The 16,486-nt window shown below is 63.1% G+C and carries 12 protein-coding genes; 5 read left to right on the top strand and 7 right to left on the bottom strand.

All coding sequences use genetic code 11. The features are described 5' to 3' along the window. The first annotated feature begins 196 nt into the window (after positions 1 to 196). The 3 genes from C8J45_RS18590 to C8J45_RS18580 are packed head-to-tail and all read left to right on the top strand — an operon-like array spanning position 197 to position 1,382. A complete protein-coding gene (locus C8J45_RS18590; RefSeq protein ID WP_107964639.1) occupies positions 197 to 541 on the top strand; it encodes a conjugal transfer protein TraD in 345 nt (114 codons plus the stop codon). 16 nt (positions 542 to 557) lie between these two features. Beyond that, complete coding sequence (locus C8J45_RS18585) at positions 558 to 767, top strand: conjugal transfer protein TraD (RefSeq protein ID WP_219907407.1); 210 nt, start codon at positions 558 to 560, stop codon at positions 765 to 767. A 54-nt stretch (positions 768 to 821) separates the two neighbouring features. Further along, entirely contained in the window at positions 822 to 1,382 is a 561-nt protein-coding gene (locus C8J45_RS18580; protein WP_107964637.1) for an AlpA family transcriptional regulator, read from the top strand. Positions 1,383 to 1,495: 113 nt separating this feature from the next. Here the strand turns inward: C8J45_RS18580 and C8J45_RS18575 are convergent, their stop codons facing one another. From C8J45_RS18575 to C8J45_RS18560, 4 genes are all read right to left on the bottom strand, one after another. After that, on the bottom strand, positions 1,496 to 2,422 hold the full coding sequence (locus tag C8J45_RS18575) for a HEPN domain-containing protein (protein ID WP_107964636.1): 927 nt from the start codon (positions 2,420 to 2,422) through the stop codon (positions 1,496 to 1,498). Between the two features lie 274 nt (positions 2,423 to 2,696). Then, positions 2,697 to 4,487 carry an amidohydrolase family protein gene (locus C8J45_RS18570; RefSeq protein ID WP_107964635.1) on the bottom strand — a complete coding sequence of 597 codons (1,791 nt, stop codon included), beginning with the start codon at positions 4,485 to 4,487 and terminating at the stop codon, positions 2,697 to 2,699. After that, complete coding sequence (locus C8J45_RS18565; protein WP_107964634.1) at positions 4,484 to 6,955, bottom strand: zinc-dependent metalloprotease; 2,472 nt, start codon at positions 6,953 to 6,955, stop codon at positions 4,484 to 4,486. The genes C8J45_RS18570 and C8J45_RS18565 overlap by 4 nt, the downstream gene beginning before the upstream one ends. After that, a complete protein-coding gene (locus C8J45_RS18560; RefSeq protein WP_107964633.1) occupies positions 6,955 to 10,347 on the bottom strand; it encodes a TonB-dependent receptor in 3,393 nt (1,130 codons plus the stop codon). Before C8J45_RS18560 ends, C8J45_RS18565 begins: the two co-directional genes overlap by 1 nt. Positions 10,348 to 10,526: 179 nt before the next feature. Here C8J45_RS18560 and C8J45_RS18555 point away from each other — a divergent pair, with 179 nt between their 5' ends. Both C8J45_RS18555 and C8J45_RS18550 read left to right on the top strand, forming a co-directional pair. Next, positions 10,527 to 11,120: an RNA polymerase sigma factor gene (locus C8J45_RS18555; protein WP_107964632.1), complete on the top strand. Its 594-nt coding sequence runs from the start codon at positions 10,527 to 10,529 to the stop codon at positions 11,118 to 11,120. After that, positions 11,080 to 12,051 carry a FecR domain-containing protein gene (locus tag C8J45_RS18550; RefSeq protein WP_181321295.1) on the top strand — a complete coding sequence of 324 codons (972 nt, stop codon included), beginning with the start codon at positions 11,080 to 11,082 and terminating at the stop codon, positions 12,049 to 12,051. Before C8J45_RS18555 ends, C8J45_RS18550 begins: the two co-directional genes overlap by 41 nt. A gap of 16 nt (positions 12,052 to 12,067) precedes the next feature. On the opposite strand, the gene C8J45_RS18545 is transcribed toward C8J45_RS18550, so the two are convergent. The 3 genes from C8J45_RS18545 to C8J45_RS19445 form a co-directional block, all read right to left on the bottom strand. Next, positions 12,068 to 14,839, bottom strand: coding sequence for a M14 metallopeptidase family protein (locus C8J45_RS18545; protein ID WP_258191539.1), 2,772 nt, complete (start codon positions 14,837 to 14,839; stop codon positions 12,068 to 12,070). Positions 14,840 to 14,925: 86 nt separating this feature from the next. After that, positions 14,926 to 16,254 (bottom strand): amidohydrolase, encoded by a 1,329-nt coding sequence (locus tag C8J45_RS18540; RefSeq protein ID WP_107964630.1) that lies wholly within the window; start codon positions 16,252 to 16,254, stop codon positions 14,926 to 14,928. Continuing rightward, on the bottom strand, positions 16,251 to 16,486 hold a 236-nt coding region (locus C8J45_RS19445), incomplete at its 5' end, for a hypothetical protein (protein WP_219907406.1). The genes C8J45_RS19445 and C8J45_RS18540, both read right to left, overlap by 4 nt.

Genomic DNA, 16,486 nt, shown 5'->3' with positions numbered 1-16,486 from the left:
CGTTCGCACGGCTGATGATCTTGGCCGAGAAATGGTAGATCGCCATGACGGGTCTCACCTGTTTCTGCAGTGCCACGTCGGTCCCGACGTATAAGGGCGCACTCACGACCTACTTCGTTCGGCCGCTCATGACTTGATAGACTAACCCACAGATGACATACTCGCAATACGTGATGAACCATTATGGACAGACACGATGCGTAAAGTCCGGGACTACGACGCTGAGCTAAAAGCGCTGAATGATCGCGCACGAAACATCAAAGCGAAGAAGATTCAACAGCTTGGTGAGCTGGTTATCGCAACAGGTGCACATGCGCTCGATGTAGAGACGCTCGCCGGTGTTCTACTTGCTGCGGCGAACACAACAAATCCCGAACAAAGGGAGGCATGGCGCGGCAAAGGCGCCGCCTTCTTTCAACGACGCGGGCGCAAGTCGGGCGGCAGCCAGGGCTCTGGTGAAAAATCTGGCGGCGACGACCTCGGCCGAGCGCTACAACCGGGTGGCGATCCTCCGCCTGGAAGCAACGCGGCGTCGGACTGATATGCGAGGCTGGGTTGTGCAACGGCGCGAACGCACCCGCCACCTGATCGAGCTCGGCGGTCTTGTTCAAAAAGCGGGCTTGGTCGACCTCACCGAGGATGATCGCGCCACGATCTACGGTGCGCTTCTGGAGATAGCGGCCAGGGCGCGCGGCGACGATACCTGCGGCATACTGGCCCTGTGGAAAAGACGCGGAAAACGCGCTTTCGAGATGGAGGCGGACTGAGATGACGCAGGCCTATCGATGCCGCTCGTCGGCCTGAACAAAGCGGACTAGAATATGCGTGTGGAGCCTAAAGATCGATTTCTCCGCTTGAAGGAAATCCGGCAGCGGATCGGGCTTAGCCACAGCACCATCTACAGGATGATGAAAGACGGCACCTTCCCGCCGTCTCTCTCGCTTGGAGCCAGAACGTCAGTCTGGCTGGAAAGCGAGGTCGAGGCATGGATCAGCACGCGCCAGCCCGAGGAGCGGGAAGCCTGGACACCGCCGCCGCCGCCGGCACGAAGAGTGGGCGAAAAGAAGCTTCCCCTGCTCGTTCCGAATGAAGAGGGAGCGGAAGCTGCCGCCAGGATTGCTGGTGTCGTCGGCCTGGTAATCCCGACTGACGACGCGCCGTCGGATCAGGACATAGCTCTGCGCTTTCCGGACTGGCCGGAGCTGATGCGGCAAGGGACGGCAACTGCCTACCTGGACCTTTCGGAATCGGCATTCATCCGTGAGGTCTACCGAGGAACTTTGCCAAACCCCGTCGTCCTAGGTGGACGACGATCCTGGAGCCGGCAGGAACTGGAGGCCTCGATTGCGAGGCTCCTGATGCGAAAGCAGCTAGCGCGATAAGCCTGCTCTGTGTGCGGACATTTTGGCTCCCATCCATTCTGGCGGTATAAGCTCAAGTGTGAGAGCGTAGACGGGGCTGGTCACACGCATTTTTGGCTGGGTGACGTACTCTACTAAGCAGCGCCGAGGCGCCGGGACTGTAGCGCGGCCAAACGCTCCGAACACACTTCGTGAACAGTCCGGCCCAGGTCTTCAACACGTGCGCCAAGCCAGGTAAGTTCCTCTGCGCTGATCCGGTAATGCTTTGAATACCGCGCTTTCACATAGGCATCCTTCAACTTCTCGAACATCGCGCGCTCGCGCCGATTGTTCATCGGCCAGATGTGTTGAAGGCGGGGATCCAACCGCTCGGCCTGTGCGCGCAAAAAGCCGAGGTTGTGGTTATGCGGCGTGTAAAAGGTCAAAACAAGCAGTACGCAGTGGTAGAGGCTTTCGGCAGACTGATGCATCAAGAAAGCTGATTTCTTCGTCCACTTCTTGCCTGCCGCGAAGTTAGCCGTTTCAAGAAACTGCTGGCCGTTGGGCAACCATTCCTCGAAATACTCTCTCGCCATCAGGTACGCCTGCTCGGGCGTCTTTGGCTTTGATTGATGCAGCTCGATTTCGTCTGCTTCGTACAGCGCAATCCCGTCCTTGGCGATGTCCATGAAGAAGTAACGCCCATGAGCAAGACCGTCATTCACCTGCTGTAGGGAATGGACGATGAAATTGACCGGCGTCTGCAACGTCCTGGTAATCGCCCGTTCGCGGTTCAGTCGTTCTTCCGCCTTGTACCAATAGGTAGCGCGGTCGGTGACCTCTTTCTGGCTCACGATGATCAGCAGATCGAAGTCGGACTGATAGCCTTTCGCGGTGTGTGGTTCGTCGATCCAGCCGCCCCGCGCATAGGATCCGTAAAGGATGACCTTGAGGATCCGCGCGCGCTTGCGAGGGCCCGTGGCAACACCATTGGCGGCCTCGAACTCCTCGAACAGGATCTGCAGGACGCGCTCGATCTCGCGCTGTTTTGCAGACGGCAGATGATCAAGGTCGCGGCGCATGATTGCTCATCCTAATCCACGTTGGACGCGAAGCCCAGTGTACCCTCCCCCTGTGTTTACGGGATATCCAGCTGTCGGCTTCATGGCCAGGGTGTCACGCTCGTCGCCTTCGACCCAAGTGTGGACGGCCCTCCGTTGGCAAGCTTGAACATGGCAAAATCCTCGCTGGAGACAAAGATCAAAGGTCGACCGACAGGCAGAGCCGTACGCCCTACGGGCTCAGGGGGCGGAACATACGGTCGCTCCCATAATCGTGGGCGAGTGCGGCCCTTGCCTAATAGAACCGGACATTGTCGATCTGCATCCAGATCCGCTCGCCGGGGTCGCGGGTTGCGCCCAGTTCGACCTGCACCAAGCCATCCGCGGACCACGGCGTCCCTGCGCGCTTACCCATCACGACAGGCTTCAGCGCGCTGAACGGTACGTCCACGGCCCTCCAGTCTTGCGAGGCCGACACGGGCGCCGCCCAACTGCCACCGAACCCGTTGAGCTTCAGGGCATAGGCGCCGTCGCCGCGGATATCGACGCGGACACCCTTGTATCCGCGCAGATCGACACCCTGCACGGATCCGCGCGTCAGCGGTATCGCGATGCCCGCATAGGGGTCATCCTTGATGCTCAGCTTGGCCGATACGGATAGCGCGTGGCCCCCGCCATCGCGCGGGACGACCTGAGATATTTCCAGGGTGCGGTCCATGCCCCCGTCGGGCGTTTCAAGCCGTAGCGTGTCGAGCGACGAGCGCTGGTCGACGCGTTCGAAATCGTCGACCAGATTGCCTATCTTCGCCGATTCCAGCTGTGTTCGCGCGTTTGCCGCGGGCAGCGTAGGAGCGCCGGTGCCGTAGACCAGATTGCCGTCGATCAGCACCTGCGACACCTTGTAAACGTCGGCGATCCTGTCCCAGGGTTTGCCGTCGATCAGGACGAGGTCCGCCCTCTGGCCAACCGCGATCGTGCCGCGATCGCCGTCCTGATGCATGATCCTGGCACTCGATGAGGTGGCGGCGACGAGCGCTTGGGAGGGGGTAAGCCCAGCCTCGACCAGCAATTCCATCTCGCGCAGCGTCGATCGGCCGTGCAGCGTGCCCGGCATTCCGGCATCGGTACCAAGACCGACACGAACGCCGGCGTCGTACATCGTCTTCACGTTATGCAGCGCGTAGCCGAACTTGACGAAGCGCGGGGCTACCTTCGGATCGGTACGATCGAGCGGCGGGTTGCCAGGTTTGTTGGGCTCATAGACGGCAAGCGTAGGTGCCATCGCCATTTTGGAGGTGACGATGTCGGCGAGCGCCTTGGGATCCAGTTCGCGGTCCTGAAGACCATGCGCCAGGGAATCGACGCCCGCGCGCGCGGCGATCGCGCCGCGGTCGACAGTCACCGTGTGCGTCAGGACTTCTAGCCCTTCCTTGTGCGCCGCTTCGGTCAGTGCGCGCAGCGTCCATTCGTCCATGCTGGTATTGTCTGGTGCAAGTCCATAGCGCCAGCCGTCGGTGAATGCCTTGATCAGGTCAGGCTCATACGGCTTCAGCTTCGCGATCGCAGCGCGCGCTGCCTCGGGCGTGTTGATCCAGATCGTCGTGGATTGGTCGCCCCAATCCGCGCCGTGGCCGCCCGGCGTGCTGATCCGCGCGGCGAAGTTGACATGCGGCGCGACCAGCGTCGACAGCCACGCGCGTCGTGGCGCGTAGGACTCCGGCTGTTCGTGGAAGTCGTTCACGGTGGTGACGCCGGCGGCGACATAGGCGGTGGCGATCTGCGGCGTCGTCGCCGGATTGCCGGCGGGCGTCCAATGCGTGTGGAGATCGAAGAAGCCCGGCAGCAGTGCCTTTCCGCGAGCGTCGATGACCTTCGCTCCGCCTGGAGCTTCCACACCTGCACCGACCTGACGAATGCGGCCGTTCTCGATGATCACCGTCGCAGCGCGCGGCGCGGCGCCCGTCCCGTCGAAAACCATCGCCCCGACGATAGCAACGACCTCGCTGTTGGGTGCGGCGACGACAGGCGATGCGAGCAGAGCGGCGCTGGCGAGCAGCAGACCGATGCGGACCTTAGGATCGGTCATGGGGCGATATCCTTCGTAACGGCTGATATGGGAGAGAGCGCGAACCAGTCGTCTTCGTCGCTGCCGATCGGTGCACCTGGCGGGATCTCGGGGGGCGTCGCGATCGGTTCGGCAAGCGCCGACAGTCGCTCGGGCGTGGTGGTGAGCATGCCGACCAGATAAGCGCAGCTATCTGTTTCAAGCGCATCGCCGGTGCAGGTCTTCAGCTGCTTGCCAAACCGGCTCGCGGCGCCGCGTGCCGCCGCCAGCGCAGTCGATGACATCCGCTTGTCCTGCATGATGCTCGCCAGCCGCACGCCATAGCGGGCGCGTATCCGGCGGCGGAGTTCGGCCCGCCTGGATGTGCCCGTGGTGGCGACGAGCGTGGTCGAGATACGGTCGAACAGTTCTGGCAGCGTCAGTTGACCGGGGTCGACGCGGGCCTGCTCAACGAGCCTATTCAGCCGTTCGGGATCGAGCAGCGCCTCGAACGTGACGTCGGCAGCGACCTCGGCCGCGCTGGGCAGATCGAACGGTGCGGCGGTATCCGACGGGAACAGCTCGATATCGTATTGCGGATCGGGCGTACCCGACTGGATCGACGACATCACCCGCAATAGATCGTCGGGAAGATCCAGCAGGCCGGGGTCGAGCGTGCCGACCAGAGCGTCGAGGGCCTCACGTTGCCGGCGCGCGTCAACGACCGGCGCTGTCTCATGCCCGTCACCCTTGACCGCATAGCTATAGTCGACGCCGCCGATCAGTTTCGACACCGCCGTCACCTGGTAGCGATGGAACAGATAGAGCGGCACGATCATCCGTCGCAAATCCGCCGCGGGCGCGCCATTGGGAAGGTTGGCAAGCCCGAAGCGGTCGATCGCGATCCGCCGGACCGCGAGCACGTTCGCCAGCTCAGCGATCGCATCCGGGCCATTGTCCCACATATTGCCCCAGGGCTGCGCGTCGCCCGGCCCACGCGTGTCACCGTCGGCGACGAAACGATAGCCCTTGGCCTGCACCGCGCGGGTCCAGCCATCGAGCACCGCCTTTTCGTCGGAACCCTTTGGCGTGGTGCCGTACAACCACTTGATCGCGAACCGGTCCCACGCGCCGACGCCCGTCGCATAGGCGTTCGTGAAGTCGAGTTGCTTGCCCCGGACCCGGATCAGCGGCGCAGGATAGTCCATCACCGATGCACGGTCCGCAAAACTGCTGCCCGCAAAATTGTGCGACAGGCCCAGCGCGTGCCCCACTTCGTGCACCGCCAATTGCCGCAACCGTGCACGGACCAGGACGAGCGGATCGTCCTGGGCACCGCTGTTCTCCCGTCCGGTTCCGACGAGGCTCTCGAAGATCAACTTGTCCTGCCAGGCGCGAAGCGACCCGAGCTGGACGACCCCACGTATGATTTCACCGGTCCTTGGATCGACGATCGTAGCCCCCGTCGACCACGCGCGTGTCTCCCGGTGGACCCAGGCGATAACGTTATAGCGAACGTCCGCCGGATTGGCGTTTTCAGGCAGGAGCTCTACGCGGAAGGCATCGATGTAGCCCGCGTCGTCGAACGCCTGCGTCCACCAGCGCGCGCCGTCCATCAATGCGGTGCGGATCGCCTCGGGTGCGGCGCGGTCGACATAGAACACGATCGGCTTGCGCACGCGCGAGCGGACGGCGTCCGGTTCGACCTTCTCGAGGCGGAAGCGGCGGACGAGGCGCGAGACGATCGGCTGGTCGAGCGCAGCAGCGTAATTGTTGCGGATCACCTGCACTGAGGTGCCGGTGCGGGGGTCATGGTCGCGCGTGCCGAATCCGTCGTCCGGGAGCCGCACGAAGCTGTGATGGACCGCGACCGTCAGGCTGCGCGCGTCGGGCAGCGCACGTCGAATCGCCGGCCCCGGCTCGTCTGATGCGAAGGTCTGCACGGTCTGGAGTTCGACATTGTCGGGAAAGGCCTGAGCCTGGCGCGCGTCGAGATAGCCAAGCGTCGGCATGAGCTTGTACGTGCCGGCCTTGGCGCGCTTCAGGCGGCCGGCGATGTCGAGCGCGTCGCGCATCAGGAACCCGCTGATGTCGATCGTCACGCCGCCGCCCGCTTCATCGACCACGTCGCCCGACCAGATGGTCGAAGATGCGAACGAGGTCCGGACCGCATCGGTCTCGCCGCGGCTGGCGTCGAGCGCAAGGAAGCGGCTGTTCTCGAACTCTGCAATGACCTTCTTGCCGATGCGACGAAAGACGATGATCTGCGTCTGGCCGAGCCACGCGCGGTCGACGCCGACATTCGCCGCACCCAGCCCCGCAGCGATCGACGGCGTGTAGAGATACCTCCCGAGCACCCCGTCCGCGCCTGCCGCGGACAGATGGATCGACTGCTTCTGCCCGCCCGCATCCGCCACGATGCCGAACAGCGTGGTCGCCTGAGCGTTCGCCGCGCTAGGTGTGGCCAGCAGGGCGCACGTCGCGATGGCCAGGATGCGCGGGATCCGCATCAGAACTTGTGCCGGATGTTGGCGTACCAGTAGCGCGCTACCGGAGTGTACAGCGTCCCCAGATAGCCATCCGACGACAGCGATGGTTTCTCGTCGGTGAGGTTCCGTACTCCGACCCTTACGCTCGTCCCGTCGAGCGCACCTTTGGAGAACCGGTAATCGACATACAGGTTGCCGGTGATCTGGTCGTCGACCACCCACGGGGCGCCTGCGGAATCGATCAGGCCGGTATCCTCGACGCTGCCGATATAGGAGGTGAAGCCGCCGACCGTGACATTGCCCAACGACCAGGTGAGCGAGCCCGACCATTTCCAGGCCGGACGCCCGTTCTGGCGCTTGAGATCGCCGCCGCCGGTGATCGTCGTGCCTGCATTGATCGTCCCCGCGTCACGCGCCGCCAGCAGTTCGGCGATGCCGGGCGAAGGATCCTGGTAGAACTTCAACAGGTGCGCGACGTTGACTGACAGGTTGAAGCGACCGACGCTGGTCTCCGGCGTACGGTAGATCAGGTTCAGGTCGAGCCCGCGCACGGTCTGCGGCAACAGGTTCACATACTGATCCTTGACGAACAGCACCTGCCCCGCCGGTGTCAGCCCGGTGCCTGCGAAGGCCGCGATATCGTCGCTCGTCACCGCCGCACGTACGACGTTCGGATTGGTTTGCCCGTTCTGCCGCAGCAGGTAGTCGAGAATCAGCGCGTTGCCTTCGCCGAAGATGCCGACCAGCCCGGTCTGCTTGACCTGCCAATAATCACCGGTGAGCGTCAGGTTGCCAAAGCCTGTCGGCAGCGGCGGCTCGAGTACGGTGCCGAACGAGATCGTGTTGGCGCGTTCCGGATTGAGGTCGGGATTGCCCGCGCGTTGCGCGGTCGTAAGCTGCGAGCGGGCGCAATTGGCAAAGCTGGTGATGCGCGCCGCACGCAAATCGGCTTCGCAGAAGGAATAGTCGGTGCGGGTGTTGCTGCGCGTGACGAGCGCCGCGTTGGTCTGTTCGAGGTTCGGCGCGCGGAACGACTTTGCCCACGAGCCACGCACGCGAACGCCCTTGAACAGGTCCCAGGCGCCGGCGACCTTGGGCACCGCGATATCCCCGAAGTCGCTGTAGCGCTCGAAGCGACCAGCGACCTGGAATTCCAGGTTGCGGATCAGGGGTACGCCCATTTCAGGCGAGACCGCCGGGATCGCGAGTTCGCCATAGGCGGCGAACACCTCGCGGTGCCCCTGGGTATCCGGATTGACGCTGGAATTGACGAAGTCGCCGTAGGTCGCCCGGGTCAGCGGATCGGTATAGGTGATCGTCCCGTCGATCCGCGCGTCGCGGTCGTCGAGCTGCGTTTCGCGGCGGGCCTCGATACCTGCCGCGAAACCCACGTTGCCGCCGGGCAGCGACACGAGATCGCGTCGCGACAGGCGGAAATCGAACGTGCCGAGCGTAGACTTGGTATAGCGCACGAGCTTCTGGCGCAGACCGTCAATGACCGCTGCGCTGTTCGGCGTGGCGTCGCCGAGCGACGGGTTGTCGAGGGTGCCGCCATTGAAGAAATTATACGCATCGGGCGTCGACTTGGCGAGCGAGGCGGCAAGTGCGGTCAGCGAGATATTGTCGCTGACGTCGCGGACCGTCGCCTCGGAATAGCTCATCGCCGATTCCCAGTTCCAGCCATTATGCTCTCCGCGGAAGCCGAGCAGGCCGCGGAACTGCTGGTTCTTCACATCGACATTGATGTTGCCGAAATCGGTGAAGGCGTAGCTGCGTAACGTGACGGGCAATCCCGCGGCGGGGACATTGGTGCCCGCGACGCGGTTTGGATTCACTGTGCCGTTCGCAAAGACCGCGGCGCCGAACGGGTTCCAGTAGTTGCTAGTCGGAATGGTGATCGGGATCGACGTGAGCGTCGCGATCGGACTCTGTTCCGCATGCGTCTTACCGAGGTAATAGCCGCCCTCGAAGAACATCGTCGTGCTGTCGTCGATGTCGTAATGGCCGCTGGCGAACAGGTTCACGCGGTCCAGCCGCGGCAGGACCGATGTGCCGACCGCGGCGGTATCTTGGCGCAGGTTCCGGTCGGCGCCTGCGGTCGCGATCGCACCGTCGTCGATGCACAGACCGTTACCGACACCTAGCTGGCAGCTGGCGTTGGTGGTCGGCTGGATATGGAACAGCCCCGACGCACTGGTCAGCGCCAGCGTGCCCCGGCGTACCGTGCCAAATGATGCAGGCGTCTGCGCGGACGCCCAGGGGGTCGACGCGCTACGCGCATCGAGCGAGGTCGCCCCCTCGAAGCGTGTGCCCGCGAACAGCGCCGTGCGGTTGGACGAGGCGGTGTAGGACTGTTCGGTCGTATCGAGCCCGGTGCCGTGATCGTAGCTGGCGAACACGGTGATGTTGGCGCGTCCCTCCGCGAAGTTCTTGCCGAACACGCCGTTCGCGTTGAATTCGCGGAAGCCGGTCCCCTCGCCACCGCCATATTGCAGCGACATGTCGCCACCATCGAAGTCCGTCTTGAGCACCGTGTTGACGACACCGGCGACCGCGTCCGCACCATAGATCGCCGCAGCACCGTCGCGCAGCACCTCGAGGCGCTCCAGACCGTTTATCGGGATGGCGTTGGTGTTGTAGCTGAGAACCGGCACCAGCTGCGTATTGGCCTGGCTGGTCGGATGCGTGACGACGCGGCGGCCGTTGAGCAGCACCAGGGTGTTGCCGATCCCCAGATTGCGGAGATTGACCGAACCGACGTCGCCGCGCGCCGAATTGCTGCTGCCCGGAATATAGCTGCTGTTGAACGTGACGTCGCCAAACTGCGGCACCGATCTGAACAGTTCGTCGCCCGACACGGCGCCGGTGGCCTCAATCTCCGCCGTGCCGATCACGGTGACGGGCAGCGCAGCATTGACCTTCGCGCCTTTGATCTGCGAGCCGACGACCACGATGTCGTCAGGCGGGGTGTTATCCTCAGGCTGAGCCTCGACCTGGACGGTCGCTGGGGCAGGCGGAGCCGTATTCTGAGCAACGAAGCGCGGGGCCTGTCCCGTTCGTACGAGATTGGTGCGAACAGCGGACGCGGTTGGCTGGCGGACAGCCAATGCGACGACTTTGCCGTTGATCGACGCGATCGTCAGCGGCGTGTCTTTCAGCAGCATATGCAGGACGGTACCGGTTGAGAACCGTCCGACGATCGCAGGCGAGGTTGCCGTGCTGACGCTCTTCGGCGGAAACAGGACGCGGTAGCCGGACTGTTTGGAGAATTCCTGCAAGGCACTCCCGACGGGTTGCGCCGGGATGTTGAACCGCGTTTCCTGTGCCAGCGCCGGGCCGGTAAAGATCGCGGTTGCGATGACGAAACTGCTGGCCTGCGCGATCAAGCTCGCGCGTCCGCTCCGGTCGAACATTGTAACCCCCTTGAAGTCGAGAAGCGTCAGCTCCTTCAGGGGATAAGACGGACGAATCTCACACAACCCCCAACTCTGTGGGAACCGTTTTAAAGTTTTGTGACTCGACAGTCGCCTTACGAGACGCTTTGATGCGCGAAACGATGGAGAGGATCGCATAGTCGCACGGGGGTGCTGGTTTGAACGATCGTTACGAGAAACTCGCCTGGTTCAAGGAAACGGTGTATCCGCACCAGGCGATCTTGCGCCAGCGTATTCGCCGGATCCTGAACGACGTTGATGAAGTCGACGACGTGGTGGCTGAGGCGTTGGGACGCACCTTCGCCGCGGAGAACTGGCGCGACATCCGCAATGGCCTCGCATTCATGACGCGCATCGCCCGCAACATCCTGATCGATCGGCAACGTCGAGAGGTAATCGTGTCGTTCGACCTGATGGCGGACATCGAGGACCTGCAACGCAGCGTCTCGTACGAAGGCATGCTGACGGCGCGCGATGAACTCCGGCGACTGGAGCGCGTGATCGAGGCGCTGCCGCCACAACCGAAACGCGCCTTCATCCTGCGTCGTGTCCAGGGTAATTCCCTGGCCGAGGTAGCGGACATCATGGGCCTGTCCGTCTCTACGATCGAGAAGCATTTGACCAAGGCGCTGAAAGCCGTGACGCGAGCCCTGGCAGAACAAGAGGATTATGTCGTTGGACTCATCGTCCAAAGCGAGAGCGGAACGCGAAGTGATTGCGGACGAGGCAGCGCATTGGGTCGTTCGGCTTAGCGGCGAGGTCGACTCCAACGAGCGCGAGCAGGCGGAAGCCTGGATCGATGCGGATCCGCGTCACGCAGTTGCCTTCGTTGCGGCTGAAACGGCTTGGGAGGCGAGCCCGCATGCCCGCTTGCGCGACGTGCTCGCCCCTGCCCCTGCCCCTGCTACCGCCCCTGCCTCCGCCTCCGCGATGGCGGCGCGCACAACGGTCAAGCCAACGATCATGTCGCGGCGCTCGCTCGGCCTGTCGCTGCTCGCGGCGTCGACCGTCGGCGCGGTCAGCCTCGGTCGAGTGTTTCTCGCCGGTAGCGACCGGCACGAAACGCGACGGGGGCAACAGAGCGTTGCAAGGCTGACCGACGGATCGTCGATCGCGCTGAATACCGATACGCGATTGGACGTTTCGGTCGGATCCAAAAGGCGCCTGGTCAATTTCATCGAAGGCGAAGCGCTTTTCACCATCGCACGCGATGAAGCCCGTCCCTTCATTGTCGATCTTGGCAACGCGCGGGTGGAAGTGCTCGGTACGGCATTCAACATCCGCAAACGGACCGATGTCGTCGAACTCACCGTGACCCACGGGCTCGTCTCGGTAATCGCGGCCGACGGGCGAAGCACGCGCGTGAGTGCCGGCAAGACGACGTTGATCAGGCCGGATGTGGTCGCAACGACCGATCTCGACGAGACGCTGCTCCGCCAACGTGTCGCCTGGCAGGATGGCTATATCGAACTGAACGACGAAACGCTCGATCAGGCGGTGGCGGAATTCAACCGATACCGCGACCAGCCGATCCTGATCGGCGATCCCCGCATCGCGTCGCTGGCGATCGCGGGGCGGTTCGGCGTGCACGACAGCGATGCCTTCGTGACCGCGCTACATGCGAGCTTCGCGATCACGGCGGAGCATACGACCGACGGGGTAGTGGTTCTGCGCGCGGGCTGAACCATTACCCGTATGTTCAGCGGGTCGCCGCGATGGCCGGCCCGTAGAGCAACCCGTTGAAGAGCAGCTTGAACGTCGCATAGGGCTGAGCGCGCTGCGTCACTTCCGGCCCCATCGCGAACAGCTTGCCACGGCCGAGATCGGCATCGACGATCGCCACCGAGCCGTTCAGCTTTTCCTGGCCGACCGCCCAGCCGCTACGCAGCGGTGTCGGGCCCTCGAACCAGGCCACCCGTTTCGCCGTACCCGTCAGCACGAAAGGCTGGCTTTCGTCGAAAAAGATGTCGACCGTCGGCGTCATGCCGTACGCGAGCGGCTGTCGCGGATCTACTTTCGCCGACAGGACTGCGCCGGGGATGTAGAACTGCTTTTTGTCGAAAGCGCCGAGCGATCCATCCGCTTTCTTCGTGACGAGCGCAGGCTGGATCTCGGGATCGAGCAACGTCGCAAGTCGATTGGCACTGCCTACCGTCAACACCGTGCCGCCGGCTTTCGCGAACGCGGCGACCGCCGGCAGCGTCTTGTCCGGCGTGACCTCGCCCAGCCAGGCACGGTATTCCGCGGGTATATTCTTTGCGTCCGGCAATGCGCGGTTGCCGCTCGGATAGGGGCCCCCCGGCGTGGCGGGCATGGTGCCATCCGCAAAGACGAGGACGTCGTATTTCGCGTTGAGGTTACCTGCGTCGAGTTCCTGTGGATAGACGACCTTGAACGGGAACTCGTACTGCTCCAACAGCCAACGCGTCCATCCAGCGGGAATGACGCCGCCATAGCGATCGACCAACCCGACCCGGACCGGCTTCAACGCCAGTGCTACACCGCTAGGCACAGTGTTCACCGCATAAGCGTCGATGCCGAGTTGCCCAATCGACGACTTAAGAATGGTGGTCGCGGTCTGCGACGCGGGGATCCAGATCGCGCCTGGTGCGAGGGCCTTGCCGCCCGCCTTCGTGATGCTGGCGAACCACGAGACCCTGATACCGGCTTTCAGCAGGCGATTGGTGAGGATGAAACTGTTGTTCGTTTCGTGCCCGACGAGCCAGCCTGCCTTGCCCGTGCCGACGATACGTCCGGACGCCGCCGTCAGGAGATCGGGTACGCGCTGGAACTGTCCGTCAAAGCCGTCCAGGATTCGGTCGAACCCGACCCCCATCTGGTAGGCCAGCGTGTAGCCGGTGATGTCGTAAGGCGCCTTTGGCGGGCCACCCGGATATTCGGCGTCGTGCGGATGATCCTGCGGCTCGAACATGTCGACGACGTGCGGACGGTAAGCCTGTGCGGTCTTCACGACGTACGACCCGGCGGGATAGCGCTTGCCGCCGGCGGTGAACGGCGCGGTTGCGCGATCGACATCGACGCCGTTCTTGATCAGCGCGTTGAGAAACGCGATCGTCGTCGGCATGTCGCGCTGGTCCGGGCTCAGCACATAGCCGCGCGGATCGCGCTTCGCCGGATCTTGCAGCACCATCGTGTAAAGCGACGACGCGACCAGACCAGGCCGCGGACGATCGGTGCTGACGGTGTCCGGTCTAGTATCCTTGCCGGCCTGCTTCAGTGCGTCGATACGCTTGGGCGTGATCGTCCAGCTATCGGTGCTGCCGCGCTTGATCGCCTGTGAACCCATCCGCCAGATGTTCATCAACAGCCGCTCACGATTGCGCGACGCGTAATCCATCACCGCGCGGTCGAGCGACCACTGATATTCTAGGCTGTCCATCAAATGCCAGTCACGCGGTCCGATCGGCAGCGGCTCGTCGCTGCGGGCAAGTTGCGTGTCGGCGATGAGCGGGATCTTCTCCGGCGTCGGACCGCCGATGATCTCCGTCAGCAGCCCGATCGAATTGTGGAAATACGCGACCGAGCGTTCCATGCCATTGTGCCATGTTGAATACGGCGCGGCGCTGCGCATGCCGGATCCCGCCTTCTCCTCGGATACGAGCCGGCTGTGCATCGCCGAGCCGACTTCCTGCAGCTCTGTCATGACGATCGGATTGTAGTTGTAGTTGAACGGGTCTCGGAACGGCGGCACGAACACGACCATGCCGGCCGGGCCAGTCTGATGTTGGTTGTACACGATCTGCGGAAACCATTCGCGGAACAGGATCTTGTTGACCGCTTCGGTCTCCGGCATCTGGACCATGAAGCTGTCGCGGTTATTATCGTGGCCGATGTATTTTTGATAAAGGCGCGGGATCGTGCGGAACTCGCGCTCGGTCTTGACCGGATTGCGCATGTACCAGTCGGCGATCAGTTGCAGTCCGTCCGGATTGTCCTGGCCGAACAGGACGATATCGTCGTTGAGTATCCGCATCGTCTCGGCATCGGTAGCCGTCAGCATGCGGTAGAGGACATGGATCTGCGCCTGGGTCGTCACGGTTTCGCTCGCGTGCATCCCGGCGTCGATCCACACGATCGCCTTGCCCTCGTCGGCGAGCGCCTGCGCCTCTCGCTCGGTCTTCACGTCAGCCTTCGCGAGCGTGCGCGCGATGGCCTGGTACCGATCCAGCTTGGCGAGATTGGCGGGCGAACTGACGATTGCGACCCACATCGTGCGCCCCTCCGCCGACTTGCCGATGTCGATCAGCTTCATCCGGTCGGACTGGCGGGCGAGCGTCTTGAGATACGCTTCGTAAGCATCGTAATTCGCGAGGAAATAATCGCTGCCGGGTTCCTGGGTAAAAGCCTCGTTAGGCGACGTGATCGCGCCGACCTTGGGGGAAATCGGTCCGGCGGTTGCGGCACTTGCCAGCGCAAGCATTCCCGCGCCCAGCAGCAGCGTGATCTTCATCGTCATCTCCCCTCGCATCGCCGACATCGCCGGCCCTGTTCTTCTCTCGACCTGAGCAGCTGCCGAGACTGCATACTCAGTCAGGACTATTTAGGCTCGGTGACCATCAGCACAGCGAGCGTCAGCGTCCTGATCCCGGTACCTATGGCCTTGTCGTGATCGGGTGCGAAGAACGGCGAATGGTTGCTCGGCACCGCCTCGCCGCGCGTTTTGTAGCCGGCAAGCGTCGCGGCATCATAGCCGCCGATCGTGAAATATACGGACGGCACGCCGGCATCGACAAAGGCAGACCAGTCCTCGCTCGCCGACCAGCCGGGCGCGCTTGCAGGCAGGAAGGTGACACGATCGCCGCCTGCTGCCTTGAGGGTTGCTGCGGAACGTTCGGCCAGCGAATGATCGTTCATGACGGCCGCCGTGCCATACAGCCATTTCACCTCGGGCACCGGGGCCATCGACATCGCCGCCGACGCTTCGGCGGTTCGCTTCACGCCGTCGAGCAGCATTTGCCGAACCGACTTGTCGAATGATCGCAGGCTCAGCTTCAGCACCGCCTGATCGGGTATGATATTCCCGACCGTGCCGGACTGGAAGCTGCCGACGGTTACCACGCCGAACGCGTTTGCATCTTTCTGGCGACTGATGATACTCTGTACGTCGGTGACGAAGTGTGCGCCCATGACGATGGGGTCGATTGTCGCACTGGGCATCGATCCATGCCCGCCCCGCCCCTTGAAGATGATCTGGACGCTGTCCGAATTCGAACTGGTGACGCCGTCCTTGACTAGCACCGTACCGGCTTCGTCCGATCCGACATGGGCCGCAAAGCCGTAGTCCGGCTTGCCGAATTTGGTGAAGAGCCCGGCGTCGAGCATGGCCTTTGCCCCCTTCAGCTGCTCCTCCGCGGGCTGGGCGATGAACATCAGCGTACCCTTCCACTGCGCCTTCATCGCGAGCAAAGCCTGCGCCGTTCCGACCCAGGCCGCCATGTGTACGTCGTGCCCGCAACTCTGCGCGACAAACGTCGATTTGCCATCGAACATCGTCTGCGCACGGCTGGCGTAGGGCAGCCCGGTCTTTTCCTCCATCGGCAGGCCGTCGAGTTCGGTACGTACCATCACGGTCGGCCCGACGCCGTTTCGATATACCGCGACGAGTCCGGTCCCGCCGACCTTCTCGGTCACTGCGAAGCCCAACGCCTTCATCTTCTGCGCCAGTACCGCTGCGGTTCGCGTCTCCTGCATCCCAAGCTCGGGATGGGAATGCAGATCGCGATACAGCGCATCGATCGCAGTATAATTTCGCTCTATCTGCGCATCGATCTGAACCCGGCTTTCAGCTGGTCCGGATGCAGACGCGGACGCGGCGATTGCGCCCATCGAACAAACAGCCATCGCCCGAAGGAGCGTCTTGGTCATGATACATCTCGTTGAAATTCCGCCGATCGTCGCGGATCCATCTTGTTAGACGAACAGCAAGCGCGCTTCCCCCATAGTTTTCGGATCAGCCGGAGGATCGGACCCACCGCACGAAGCCGCTGCGCGGCAGTGGTGGCGGCGGTAAGGTAGCGCAGCCTCTCTGAGGTTTGGTCCTGCGGCAGCGGCGGCAGACGATGGAGTTCCTTCAACGAGAGGAACTCCCCATGGCGAC

The sequence above is a fragment of the Sphingomonas sp. PP-CE-3G-477 genome (assembly GCF_003050745.1).
In the GTDB taxonomy this organism is placed as follows: domain Bacteria; phylum Pseudomonadota; class Alphaproteobacteria; order Sphingomonadales; family Sphingomonadaceae; genus Sphingomonas.
The sequence above is the reverse complement of the archived record's forward strand: the minus strand, read 5'-3'. Positions and strand labels throughout refer to the sequence as shown.

Coding starts and splice junctions, on each gene's coding strand:
- C8J45_RS18545 (WP_258191539.1), bottom strand. CDS start 14,839: ATGAAGATCACGCTGCTGCTGGGCGCGGGAATGCTTGCGCTGGCAAGT.
- C8J45_RS18570 (WP_107964635.1), bottom strand. CDS start 4,487: ATGACCGATCCTAAGGTCCGCATCGGTCTGCTGCTCGCCAGCGCCGCT.
- C8J45_RS18540 (WP_107964630.1), bottom strand. CDS start 16,254: ATGACCAAGACGCTCCTTCGGGCGATGGCTGTTTGTTCGATGGGCGCA.
- C8J45_RS18580 (WP_107964637.1), top strand. CDS start 822: ATGCGTGTGGAGCCTAAAGATCGATTTCTCCGCTTGAAGGAAATCCGG.
- C8J45_RS18590 (WP_107964639.1), top strand. CDS start 197: ATGCGTAAAGTCCGGGACTACGACGCTGAGCTAAAAGCGCTGAATGAT.
- C8J45_RS18575 (WP_107964636.1), bottom strand. CDS start 2,422: ATGCGCCGCGACCTTGATCATCTGCCGTCTGCAAAACAGCGCGAGATC.
- C8J45_RS18565 (WP_107964634.1), bottom strand. CDS start 6,955: ATGCGGATCCCGCGCATCCTGGCCATCGCGACGTGCGCCCTGCTGGCC.
- C8J45_RS18560 (WP_107964633.1), bottom strand. CDS start 10,347: ATGTTCGACCGGAGCGGACGCGCGAGCTTGATCGCGCAGGCCAGCAGT.